The 13,845-nt window shown below is 39.5% G+C and carries 6 protein-coding genes and 1 pseudogene; 3 read left to right on the top strand and 4 right to left on the bottom strand.

The features are described 5' to 3' along the window. Positions 1 to 102 precede the first annotated feature (102 nt). Positions 103 to 5,574, bottom strand: a pseudogene (locus GAVG_RS01770) (Rib/alpha-like domain-containing protein). Between the two features lie 666 nt (positions 5,575 to 6,240). Then, on the bottom strand, positions 6,241 to 7,182 hold the full coding sequence (locus GAVG_RS01765; protein ID WP_009994622.1) for a S16 family serine protease: 942 nt from the start codon (positions 7,180 to 7,182) through the stop codon (positions 6,241 to 6,243). 219 nt (positions 7,183 to 7,401) lie between these two features. Here GAVG_RS01765 and GAVG_RS01760 point away from each other — a divergent pair, with 219 nt between their 5' ends. Next, positions 7,402 to 9,228 (top strand): zinc-dependent metalloprotease, encoded by a 1,827-nt coding sequence (locus tag GAVG_RS01760; protein WP_009994621.1) that lies wholly within the window; start codon positions 7,402 to 7,404, stop codon positions 9,226 to 9,228. Between the two features lie 125 nt (positions 9,229 to 9,353). Here the strand turns inward: GAVG_RS01760 and GAVG_RS01755 are convergent, their stop codons facing one another. Continuing rightward, positions 9,354 to 10,937 (bottom strand): ATP-dependent helicase, encoded by a 1,584-nt coding sequence (locus tag GAVG_RS01755; RefSeq protein WP_004112350.1) that lies wholly within the window; start codon positions 10,935 to 10,937, stop codon positions 9,354 to 9,356. Between the two features lie 151 nt (positions 10,938 to 11,088). Between GAVG_RS01755 and GAVG_RS01750 the strand changes: the two genes are divergently transcribed. Next, complete coding sequence (locus GAVG_RS01750; protein WP_004112347.1) at positions 11,089 to 12,633, top strand: phosphotransferase; 1,545 nt, start codon at positions 11,089 to 11,091, stop codon at positions 12,631 to 12,633. 82 nt (positions 12,634 to 12,715) lie between these two features. Next, entirely contained in the window at positions 12,716 to 12,940 is a 225-nt protein-coding gene (locus GAVG_RS01745) for a DUF3107 domain-containing protein (RefSeq protein ID WP_004112344.1), read from the top strand. Between the two features lie 8 nt (positions 12,941 to 12,948). Here the strand turns inward: GAVG_RS01745 and GAVG_RS01740 are convergent, their stop codons facing one another. Then, a complete protein-coding gene (locus GAVG_RS01740) occupies positions 12,949 to 13,836 on the bottom strand; it encodes a PHP domain-containing protein (protein WP_004116862.1) in 888 nt (295 codons plus the stop codon). Positions 13,837 to 13,845 lie beyond the last annotated feature (9 nt).

Raw genomic sequence — 13,845 nt, 5'->3', positions numbered from 1 at the left:
GTAACGCAGCTGCGTAACGTCACTATGTAACGCAACTACGCAATACCATTGCCGACACATGGAACGTTGACACTGCAGTTTTTGCGCTGCAGAAAATTTTCATCAGCATCGCCACCTTTCAATGCGCCATTTTCTAGCGGTTTTGCGGATAAAAACTTTGATAATATTGATAATCTCAGCGATGAGCGCACGTCCCCACTTGCTTTGATCAAGCAATAATGCAATAAGCATCAGAGAAGTACCAACAAACACAACACCACCAAGAAGCATGTTCCAATTCATGCCGCCCGTCTTTGGCAATTTGAATGGTTTCACCACGTACACTGGGAAGAATTTTGCAGCATAGTCAATACCGCTCTCGCCCTTAAAGCTCATAGCGCTAACAATATCGCTATTATTCACAACACTAATCGTGCCTTTCTTCACAGCATTCTTGTACTCAGTCAAAGCATCTGGCTTCAACGCAAACACTGCACAATAGTATTTTCCAGTCTCCGTAGGCGCTTTAGTGTTTGAAATAAATCCGCGTGAGCGCTCCATAGTTCCGCGAGTGCTGTCAAAAAGCATAGGGTTAGCTACATCAGTAACGCAGCCATCACCCTTATTACCGTTCTTACGGCAAGTTTCCTGCTGTCGGAAGTTCGCATGCCCCCACACTTTCTGACTATCGCCGCTGTTAAGCTTAAAGAACAGTTTATTTAGATTTTCGCTCCAAACCTGAGACTTATTACCACTGCCCTTAGCTGGCTCATTCGCATCCCTGCACAACGTTCTTAGCGTAATGCCGCCGCGCTTATTTGTAGACTATGAGTCAACACCAAGGTCATTCAGCAAGCCGATTCCGCGCATAACAGTAACGCCAACCTTGTTGTCAACATTCGCAATGTTATCTGCGGAGTCGACTCTGCCTTTATTGGTATCGGAATTATACGCTGTATGGTCAAAGTACTTGTACACGTCAACATGCAAATCGCCAGCGCTAATATCTGGTCTAGTAACCTCCACTTTTGCGTAGATAGGGTGATCCTTGTTGATTGAATCTTTATCATCCGAAGCAGAGCTATCCGGGTAGTGAACCCTAATCTCAGCCCAATATTCGCCTTCATCCTGCCACTTATCTGGGCGGAAGGTGACGGAGCCTTTGCCGGTGGCGTCCTTGCTGGCTGCTTCCAACTTGCCATCAGCTTTGTTATCTTCGCCGTCTTCAAAGTTAGCCCAAGGCAAACTCTTTGCTTTCGAGTTTTTAATATCGCCAGCCTTAACAAAGCGCTTAATCTCGTACCAAGTGCCAGCAGGCAGAGCGCCTTCCTTAACGTTAACCAAATCCTCTTTTGGAACGCCGTTAGCATTAACGTCATGATTATTGCTGTCTTTAACAATCTTCTTGCTTCGCGGAGTGTCAGAGCTTATGTCAGCCTTGTGATTCTTAAGGTTCTTGTCAAAAGTACTACCCGCCAAAATCGTTGGCATCTTTGTATAAGTCGGGTTGTACAGCTGGTTGTCCTTATGAATATGCACAGAGAATGCGCCAATTTTGTAGTCTTCGCCTTCTTTGCCATATGGATTACCTCTAGCGTTAAGAACGCTTGTAACTGGGTCTTCGTTCTTCTTAGATTTGATATTAGACTCGACAGCTTTCTTAAACGCATCCGACTTCTTCTGATCGCCCTTTATAACGTAGACTTTGCACACATAGTCGCCGGTCTTTTGCGCCACGCCGCCGAAAGATCCGTGCGTGCGCTCAAAAGTGTTATAGCTTTTATCGCTATCAACCCAATCATCGTATAAGTAAGTATCAGACTTGCACTTTTTGCCATTAGTATTGCACTCAAACTGATTCTTAAGTGATGAATGCTTCCAAATCGTCTGCGGTTCCAAAAGTCGCAATCCGTCTTTTTCGCTATCTTTCTGCGACTTCTCATTATTAACATGACCAGGAAGAATGCCATACGTGTAGTCGGTTTGCTTACCATTCTTGTCTTGCTTTGAGCAAATCATATGCTGATGAAGATTTCCAATAGCGTTTGTTAAGTAAGAATCAAACATAGGGCGATCGTTACCAGCGAGTAAATCTCCTGGATGAAGGTTTATGCCATTTTCAACGCTGATAGTTCTGTATTGAGAATCCGTTGTATACCTAAACAAGTTAAGACCAAAATTATTATTGCCAGGCTTAGGCGTAACTTTCACCTTTGCGTACACAGGGTGCTTCTCGTTTACAGAGCCTTCGCCGTCTGATACAGAGCCGTCTGGGTAGTGAACTCTAACTTCCGCCCAATACTCGCCAGCAGACTGCCACTTATCTGGGTGGAAAGTTACAGAACCATATTCGCGATTAGGCTGATCTAAAGTAACTACTTTTCCACTCTTCTTAACAGTATTGCCGTGCTCATCGCGCGTAACGTTGTCTTCACTATCTTCAAACCTAGACCAAGTTTCCTTCTCTTGTTGCAACGTAAACTTATCAGAATGGTTTTTGTCATCTACTTTTCTAAGTAGCTTCTTAATCTCAAACCACGTGCCATCAGGAAGGTCACCAACAAGAATGCTAGCTCGATCATCCTCCGAAACATCATTTCCATCTTTAGTGCTCTTTGGCTGATCAGTGCTGATATTGTCTTTTGTTGGACTGCTATACCTACCATCCTTAATTGACTTACCAGCTTGAATAGTTGGCATCTTTACATAAGTCGGGTTGTACTTTTGGTTGTCTTTGAGCTTGATTTTAAAGTAGAAACTGTCAGTAATCCACTCTGAGCCTTTTGTTGCCGCTTTAATACTTTCATAGTTATCAAAAAGTATTGAATACTCAGTAGAACCACCATTTTTTGCCGCTTTATCAAATGTGTCCAACGAACCACTATAGTCCTTAAGCTTGTTATCATCAGGCTTGTCGTGGAAAGCAAACACTTTACACTCGTACGAGCCGCCTTCCTTAGGCGTGCCACCAATCATCGCGCGCGAACGCTCCATAGTGTCATTTTCGTATTCTCTAGAGTGAAGGTAGAGATTATCGTTACTGCAATCCTTGCCCTTGCAACGCTTGTCGTTATCTCGAATCCACTGTCGGAAATCCTCAAAATGCAAGCCGTTAATCTCTCCGCTAGCTTCTTTGTTTCCTTCTTTAGGCTTAAGCAACGCGAACGGAGAATTAGGTACATCCGTCCTATGGCATATCACGCGGAAAGTAATAGGACCTTTACCATTCTTTGCCCAAGAATCAAACACAATACCCTTATTAGGGTTCTTGTGATCCTTATCTGACAGACCTATTTTCTTACCCTTATCGATCTCGTGAGGATTCGTTTTATCTCTAAAGGAAAAGCCCCAGAAACCATTATTATTTATGCTATTCCCGTCATATAAACCAAGATTCAAGTCACCGCCTGAAATTGGCAAATCACCAACTTTAACAGTAGCATACACGACCTTGTCATAATTACCTGCATCACTATCTTTAGACGTAGAACCATCTGGGTACGTAACAAGCACAGGCGTCTTTTCACTTTTACCAGCTTGTGTTTTAGACGGGCTAAACGTCACTTTGCCGTTTCCTGTATTTTTCGAATCAATCTTAGACCAATCAAGCACAGGAGAACCGTATTTACCATACTTCTCTAACTTAAAGGTAGAACCTTTAGGAAGATTACCTACTCTAACCCACGGCTTTTTGTTAGCTCGTACACTCTTAGGCTCTTCGCTATCAGTAGGGTTAAACTTCTTCTGATTCGGATCGTATGCAACAGTAGTTTCCTTGTACTGCGGGTTGTACAACATGGCATTAGAAACAACCTTGATTTTTATAGGTACATTTTCCTGAACCATCGGTGTCGTATACTTACAGTTGTATTGGTAGGCACTAGGAGTTGGGTGCGTAATCTTCACCTTAAAAGTAATACCTTCGGTTTTACGATCCAACCTTCCTGGATTATAAGTAATATAACCAGTTTTACTATCTATACTCACACAGCCTTTGTCAGAATTATTCTTACCAGTACTACAACTACTTGATTGCGTAATACCTTGTGGAATAGAAGTAAGCTCGTACTTCATGCTAGAGCCGTTAGGAAAATCTGATGGAATATTAGTAGTAGTATCCGTATCTTTTCCTGCAACATAGTGACCGCCATAATGGTTTTGTAGAGAATATTGACCGTCCCAGTCGCCTAAATCCCACCCCTGCCAAGAACCAGTATTAACGTACGGCTTAATTGTTACAGGCGTACCATACGTAGTAACAGGCACATTCTCTACGCCACCATAAGTAGTGTCCGAGCTTAAATTCTGATTATTTAATTTCTTTACATAATCATTCATCATGCTAGACGAATATTGAGGATACTTGATTTCAGTCTTACCATTTGGATCAGTAATATTATTCAAAACAGTATGCGGCTGATCACTATTACTAAAATCAGGCAAAGCATCAGGATTCTTATGGTCATAACCTTCCATAGAATCTGGAATACCATCGCCATCACTATCGAAAGGTCCAATAAAAGTCCACTTACTTCTAACTTCTACAGCACCATTTTTCTTCGTTTCTAAATCTCCAAAATCGCTTTCGGAATATGTACCTTTGCCAGAGTTCCATCCAGCTGAGAACGGAAGATTCTTCAATACTAAATCTGAGCGATTTTCCATACTACTATCAACAAACGCAGTGATATTCCACTGAAAAGCCGTATTACCTGAAACTTCCCAGTCAGCAAGAACAGTAGAGAAATCATTCTTCCAGTTTCTAATTTCGCACATGTCATGCTTATCGTTCGAATCGCAATACGATGTAAGTCTGGAAGTACCTAAAGCATTATCCCAATAAGAGTTAAATAGCTGTTGATCTTTACCAGCACCCTCTTTACCAGCTTTACCTTCATACAAATTACCATCGAACGAATGAGCCCATCTAGAACTACTGTTAACAAACTCATCTAATGTTTTATTAATTGTAACAATAGGCTCTTGATACTGGATTGCTCTACATCCACGACCGTTATCAGTTTTATCAAACTGTTTATCTTTTGGAAACGCGCTATACCACTTGTCTGTTTCAGGCCAGCAGCCATAGTTACGGTAACCAGCTCTATTACCAGACTTCCTTCTACTAATTCTTATACTCTTTCTATCAATACCTTTTGGAAGCCAAGCCATAAGAAGAGGTCTTTTACCACCAAACGCTTTATCTTCTTGCTTACCGCTATAAGGTTCACCTGTTACAATACTCTCGTACATTTGAGAATAAGTATTGAAAAACACTTCCCATTTAATCTGAGTTCTATTTCTACCAGTAGAAGAGTCATAAACATTGCGCACAACTTCAACGTTAGAAGCAATTTGATTAGGAGCATCCCCTATTCCAAAGCCAGAACCAGACACAAAGCCTGTACCAAAACTATTCCACCAAGCGTGAATCGGTGCTTTACCATCTGCATAACCCTTAGCTTCTTGTACTGGCGGCACGATGAGCATGGTTACTATGGTGGCGACGGCAACGAGCATTGCTAAAAGCGCGCGGAAAACGTAACGCTTTGAGAGAGTACGGCTGCAACTATTTGAAGAGGAAGCATTAAGCATTCTAAACTGCTTACGCAAGTTCAATAAGCCATGAAGCCGTGACATTCTAACGCCTCGATTTCTTAAAATCTAAAAGCTGCTCGAATACTCATGCTTGTTGGTTTTATAAGCCAACAAGCATTGCCCGGGGTGCAGAACACTGCATTGCAAGCAAAAAGCGCGCAATCAAGTTACGTAAATAAACGTAAGCCGACTCGAAACTATCGATGAAAACTAGCGTGCAAGCGTTAAATAAACGTAAGCATACCTAGCTTCCACAAAACCAGTAGTTAAATTCGCGCCAAACGCTCAAATGCAAAATAATACAGTGCACTACTGCAAAGCACGTATACAGTTGTACCCCCCCCCCCATAGGAAAATTCAAGGAAAATCTACACATTTTTTAACATTCGTAAAAATTCCTAGATTCTATAAAGATCACCATAAAATACGTTAAAAATATATTGGAAACTTTATATTTTTCGCTTTTAGCATCGAAATTATCACACTCGGCGTGTCTTAAAACACAATATGCAGCACTTTGCATAATAAAACATACTAAATATAGGATTTTCGATAATAGAAATAAAGAGTTAAAGAAATAAAGAGTTAAAGAAATAAAGAGTTAAAGAAATAAAGAGTTAAAGAAATAAAGAGTTAAAAATGAAGCAACATCTTCTACATCTTCTACATCTTCGCATTACACGTTTTAAAAGACTTTATACTTTTACCAGCCTTAATTTTCTCCAACGCTTTATACGCATCATCTAAAGTCTTAACGCTTACTACGTTTAAACCTTGCGGAATATTGCCAACCACCTCATCACAATTGCTATTTGGCGCTAGAAACCATCTTGCACCATCTCTTTTAGCAGATATCATCTTTAAACGAATTCCGCCGATTGCCCCAACTTTCCCATTATTATCAATGGTTCCCGTGCCTGCTATTGTTTTGCCGCCAGCCAAATCTACGCCAGTTAACTTGTTTAAAATACCCAAAGCATACATCATTCCTGCAGAAGGACCGCCAATATCGTCTATATGCATCTTAACTTTTACGTTTTTTACATTCACATTAAGATGTTTCTTCGCATAATCCAAAGCCGCCACTTGCGCAGAAGATTGCGAGGAAGTCATCTGCTTATTTGTTTCTTTTTTATAATCACTTGCATTTTGATTTACAGGTACTAACACCTCACGCGGCAAAATCTGCTTTTTTGAATCAAACCAAGATAAAACAGCGTAAATATTTGGAATCTCATACCCTGGCACTCCAGATGTATTTACTGTGACTAAAAGCAATTTGCCACTTTTTGAATGCGATTTTAAACCCGAAACAGCTGAAGCAGCTTTTTTATTAGGATTATTAGGATTATTAGGATTATCTACGTTTATCACATATTTTCCAGAAGATTTTCCTAAAACGTCTTGAGTTGGTCCTGGTTCTTCAACAACATATGCGCTAGGAAGAAAAAGCACAATAATCGCAAGAATACCAATGATTAGTCCAATAAAATACTGCACGGATTTTGAAGAAAAATATTTAACAAAATAATTAAAAACTCTACTCGTAAAACTTATAACAGTCATACATCCATTATTAAAAACAGCAAATATCTTATTAGTCATAAGAAATAATTCTATACTCAAGCCATACGCATAACGGAATTAGGATTCATTCAAAATATTAAATTAAAAAAGTTACTTAAATTATTGATTTATTGAATGAAAATTGCCGTATATCAGGTAGAATCTGTAATAAGCTGCAAAAAGTCACACTAATAAATGAATACGAAATAACGTAGAAAATATTAGATGACTTTTAACTAAGACTGTAAGGACTTAACTATGAGCGAAGAAGAAATTCACCAGTGGCTCGTCGACTGCTTTGGTTCTGAACAAGGCGAAAAAGCATGGCACAACTTTGAGAACCTCCCTTTTGACATACGCGAACACATCAAGGAAAGGTGTGGAATTGGAGGACTTCCGACACCAGGCGAAGTTCACGCCATGATGCAAGCTTTTTCTACAGGAGGATTAAACAATCCTCTTGAAATGAGAGTGACTCTCGAAGACGGTCCAATAAATAAAAAGCTTGCACAATCTATCGCTATTCAAAGATCAACAAGCGACGGAGGAACCGTAAACGCTGAAGTTGCAGACTGTGCCAGAAGAGCACTTAGCCAAGCAAACTTGTGGCTAGACACAAGTTGCAACTTAAATCCTGCGCCAGGAACACCTGATATTCTTTCTAGATCTGATTGGATTGAAGGAACAATAGATTCGTGGGTTAAATTCGCGAACCCTGTTGCAAAATCTGTGTGCGAGGCGTTTACAAGCGTAATATCCGCAAAATTTGGCGATTCACAAGATACAGAAGTGGATGGCATATACGATGGAATTATGCCAATCCCTATGCCAGATGAGGTAAAACAACCTGACCAGTTTATGAGATTGCTCGGAAATACATCTTTTGCGATGCAACTAGGATACGCTGCTGGAGCATTATCTCACGAGGTTCATGGAAGCTTCGATCAAGGTATAGCACTACTTAACAATCCAGCTGGAGGTCTCATTCCGTACAATTGCATAGATTATGCAAAAACCTGGGGATTAGACGTAACAGAAGTTATGAATTATCTTGCCTTACGTGAACTTGCACACGCTCGCTTGTTTGCGTCTGTACCATGGCTTATGCCACGTTTTGAAGCTCTGATTATAAAGTATGCAGATGGTATTTCTATTGACTTAGATGCTGTAGAAGACCAGCTTAGAGATATTCAAGAAATGGATCCAGAAGCTGTTTCTGGAGCGGTAGATATTTCTAAAGTTGCAGATACAGACACAGAGGGTCAAAAACAGGCTCTTAGAGGATTGGAAACACTTCTTGCTCTTACAGAAGGCTGGGTTGATTGCGTTATTTGGCGTGCTGGAATGGCACATATTCCACACATCGATCAACTTAGAGAGATGATGAGACGCGAGCGCGCTGCAGGTGGACCTTCGGAAATAACTTTTGAATCCCTTATCGGATTGAGATTAAGACCGCGCAGAATGCGAGAAGCTGCAGCATTATGGGATTCAATCACAAGCGAAAAAGGCATTGAGGAGCGAGACTCTATGTGGAATCATCCTGATCTTTTGCCTGATTTACCAGAGTCTCAGGATGAGGCAAACGCAAGTGATAAAAAAACGAATACTACAGATGAAAATAGCACAGATAATAATAAGCAAATAGATTCTGCAGATTCTACAAACAAAGATGAGGCAAGCAAATCCTATGAGGCTGATTCTACAGATAATGAAGAGTCGTCAGCTTCTAAGATTGATAACGACAAGTCTGAACATGAAAATTCTTATGAAAATAAGAAAAATGATAATGTTGAGGCTAATGCTGAAATTAATGCTGAGTCTAATTCTGAATCGGAAACTGAAACAAATAAAGAGTCAAAAGAATCAAGCATAAATATGCCTAATTTGGAAGACTTCAAGAATAGTGAAGATTTAGAAAAGAAACTCAAAGATGTGAATTGGGACGATGAATTAAGCAAACTGTTAGCATCTAATGACACGTCTGACTACGAATCTGATGACGCAAACAACAATGCTGACGAAGATTCAGATAACGGTGAAACTGATTCTGATTCAAATCCCGATTCAGATATAAATAAATAATAAGTGAATAATAAATAAATAAATAATAAATAACAATAAATAAATAATAAGTGAATAATAAATGAATAGAAATAATAAAACAGAGCGGAAAAACTTGCGATTTTCTTAGAATTATTTTAAACAAATTATTCTAAGAAATGACTTACAGTTCTTTGCATACCACTTCCATAATCCTTGCAAAGAGCGTAAGAAATATGCAAGGTTTTTTCCGCTCTTGTTATTGCAACATACATAAGTCTGCGTTCTTCTTCATCCTCATCTTCACTTCTACTAACAGAAGATCCAAAAGGAAGAAGACCTTCAGAACAGCCAACCAAAAAAACGTGTTTAAATTCCAAACCTTTAGACGCGTGAATTGTAGATATAGTTACAGGAAGTAAAGATTTTTTAATTAAATCAACATGCTTCTTTTCGGAAACATTATCTACAAACTTATTATCTGTATCAGCAAAGGATAAGTCGCCAGCAACCGATGAATTGGAATTGCTTACTTCTGTATTATCTATATTATTATCGAGCACATCAGGTTGAAGACCAGCATCTTTTTTAACAGAAAAATGTAAGCCCAAGCTACCTAATGTTCTACAAAACATATTCTGCTGAACATTAGTGCGCGTAAGAATAGCAAAATCCGTAGGAAGCGCATCCCCCGATTTAACAGCTTTAGAAATCTGCTGAGCAACAGAAAGAGCCTCATCGTAATCAGTATTATAAATACTTTTGGAAACGCGAGCGCCACCCCTAATATTTGATTTTAATTTTAAATAATCACGCCTACACGCAGATTGTGAAAGAACACGATTAGCAAGACCAACAATACGTTCTGTAGACCTGTAATCCGTATTCAAACTAATATCCGCGTAGATTGGTGCAAATTCGTTTGGAAACTCAAGTAAATCGTAACTACTAGCGCCAGCGAAAGAATAGATGGTTTGTGCAGGATCTCCAACAACGCAAATATTGCGGTTATCGCCCAACCATAGTACAAGAAGCTCATGTTGCAATGGCGAAACATCCTGATATTCATCAACAGTAACCCAACCTATTAAACTGCGAATCTGTTTAGCAGCATTAGGGAAAGATCTTAAAATATGACAGGTTAAAAGGAGCAAATCGTTAAAATCAATAAGATTACGCGTATTTTTTTCAATCTCGTACGCTTTATAAACTTCTACGAATTGTTTAACATCTAAGCCCGCAGGGAGTTCTCTATGAACACAAGCATATGCTTTCGCATAATCATCTGGTGCAATAAGCGAAACTTTCGCCCAATCAATTTCTGAAATAATATCTCTTATTTGCACAGACGTCATATTTGCAAGATCTGTGTAATGAATCAATGCTTGCTCTGTAACTTCTTTAGGATTATCCATTATTCTTGGAAAAGGAGCTGAGCACACTGAATCCCATACCTTACGTAAATGTTTTAATGCTGCAGAATGAAAAGTTGCAACAGTCGCATTATTAACACCTAATTTTTTAAGACGTTCTTGCATTTCTTTAGCAGCCTTTACAGAGAAAGTTACCGCTAAAACGCGATTTTCATCCCATTCTCCTTTAGCACACGCATACGCTATTCTGCGTGTAATAGTGCGAGTTTTACCAGCACCAGCGCATGCCACAATGCGAACAGGACCATTTAATGCCATGGCTGCTGCACGCTGTGAATCATCTAAATCATTCAATAATGACTCTGGAGAAGAAATCATATTTCTATTGTTACAGCAAACAAAGAAAAAATAAAAGATTAAAACACAAATGTGGTTAAAGGTTATTTGACTATATCTCGCTGCTTTGTATTACTGTTGAACTGTGACACAGATAAGCAGATTCAAGTTGGTAGCGCTGGCCTCATCGGTCATGCCAGAAGTACAATTCGCCGGAACCCGCCAAAGTGAGCAGGCAAACGCCACCGATGCCGCTGCGGGAATATCTCATGCCGTTATTCAAGACGTTTCTGGTAACCTTTATGACATTTTTGTAAGCTCCGAGGAAAAAGGGCAAAAACGCTTACACGACAGAGCGAGAGCAGCATGGGTGCTGCAAAAAACCAAAGGACTTGCAGCTCTTGGATTTGCACACGAAGAAATGCTTAAGTTTGTTCCTGGCTCTCTTTCAAACCAGAACAATCAAAATACGCAAAATACAAAAGTTGCGCAATCTACACAATCTACACAATCTGCTCAAGAAAATAACCAATCTGATTCAAACAGCTTATATGGCGAAAGACTTGGACAGGCAGATTTTAATAATCCAACAGTATTGATTTGCCCGCATTTAAACGGAAGCGCTAGAGAATTAAGCCTTCTTACAACAGACGATTGCGTAAACGCTGGCACAGCCATGGGCGCGATTCACCGACTAAGCCCAGCATTTTTAACAAAAGGCGGCTACCCGACTTTTACTACTGGTCAGATTCGCGCACAATTAACATCTTGGATTAAAAGGCTACGTCAAGCTGGTCACATTCCTACTGAAATCACCGATAACTGGTCCAGAGTGCTTGAAACCGATGGATTGTGGGCATTTGACACTTGCCCTGTTCACGGCGGTTTTAAAGATGGAGATTTTCTATTTTCTGGATCTACGATTACTGCAATAACCAATTGGCAGAGCATGCAAATCAACGATCCTGCGCGAGATTTAGCGTGGATTTTTGCAAAACTTAATGAACAGCATAGGAATGCACTTCTTAGCGCTTACGGAAGAATGCTAGGAGCCAGATTAGACAGCATGATTATGCTTCGCGCAAACCTATGGCTTCAAATGGAGCAGGTTGGCGACTTTGTTCAAGCTTTGCAGCGTGCGGATACAACTGGGATCATGCGCTTTAAAGCACAAGTAGAACGTCTTGCTCACGAGCTTACGCGTATAAACAATTCTAGAAACGCAAATGCTAATCAAAACAACAATTCAAGCGCAAATCCTGCGTCTTCTCTAACTGTAGGAGATATAGTTAAAGACGATACTATTGAATCTTCTGATGCCACAAATGAGAGCAATATAAGTGCTAAAAGTCAGACAATTGCTTTAAACAGCAATAACGACAGCACGAGTGAAAACCCTACAAAAGTGAACTATTCAAATTCACAAGCGCAAGAAGATTCTTACAAAGAGTCTGATAATACGAATGCTACTAAAACTACATCTGTTGCTGATAATCTAGAAACACAAGTTATAAATAGCATTATCAATAACGCCGATAATAGTAACAAGAATAGTGACGGAAGCATCGAAAGCAAGATTGAGAGCAATAACAGCATCGAAAGCAAAGATAACAATGTAGAAAATACTGGCAAAAATAACAATGAAGATTTAGATAAGCCAGCAACTATTATTATCCCAATGCTAAAAGATGCAGATCAAGCTATTAAAGATGCTAAAGACAAACTGAGTAATTCGTAAATGCTAAATATTAGATGCTAAATATTAAGTAAAATCAAAGAAACCAATTATTAAAAGTATCAAAAGTATTAAAGGAAACAAAATGAAGGTAACAATCGGAGTTAAACACGTAAACGACACTATCAGCTTTGAATCAGAACAAAGCGAAGAAGACGTGCAGAATATTATAACCAATGCAATCAAAGACGAAAAATTAATCACCATTACAGATAAAAATAACAGGAAAATTGTTGTACCTAGCAACTCTTTTGCCTATGCAATAATCGGAGATACCCCAACACACACTGTTGGTTTCAACGCATTGTAATTACAAAACTAGCGATTTAGGATTTTACTCACTACTTCGTCGCTAGTTGTTTCTTCACCAAGACTATTTGGTTTCCCGCTTCCGTGCCAATCAGAGCCGCCAGTAACAAGCAAATCCAAGTCTTTTGCTAATCCAAATAGTCTTTGTCTTTGCGTTAAAGAATTACCACGATGATACACTTCTAAACCATCGAGACCTAAACTAGCGTAATAAGCAATTTGAGAGTCTGAAAGAATAACAGGATTCCTACTATAATCCGCAGGATGTGCAATAACGCTCACTCCCCCAGCATGTTTAATAACTTTAATAACTTCATCAACGCTGGGAGAAGGCGTAGGAATGTAATAAGGTCCATGAGGCGCTACTGGCCCTGCAAAAGCCTGAGATCTTGTTTCAAAAACACCTGCAGAAACCAATGCATCTGCAATATGTGGTCTGCCAATCGTAGTCAGATTCCCTTTACCTGCTTGATCAAGAACATCTTGCCAAGTAATCGGAAAATCGTGCGACATAAGCTCCACCATTTTACGCGTACGATTTAAACGACGTTTCCTTGTTAAATCAAACATTTCAATAATGCACTCGTCGTTTGGATTATAACGATAAGCAAGCATATGAACCGATATATTACCTTCTACAGATGTGATTTCGGATCCAAAAATAACTGGAAAATCCGCAATATTAGCAGCTTCTTTAAAATCACTCCAACCAGCAGTAGTATCGTGATCTGTAATAGCCACACCTTTAAGACCAATAGTTTTAGCTTCATTTACCAAATCTTCTGGCGACTTTGTACCATCGGAATAAAAGGTATGACAATGCAAATCCCAACCAGAATTATTCTCATCAGGGTTTGCAAAAAAATCAATATCAGCGCTAGTGCTAGTTACAGTCATACAATTATC

The organism is Gardnerella vaginalis ATCC 14018 = JCM 11026, assembly GCF_001042655.1.
GTDB classification, from domain to species: domain Bacteria; phylum Actinomycetota; class Actinomycetes; order Actinomycetales; family Bifidobacteriaceae; genus Bifidobacterium; species Bifidobacterium vaginale.
The sequence above is the reverse complement of the archived record's forward strand: the minus strand, read 5'-3'. Positions and strand labels throughout refer to the sequence as shown.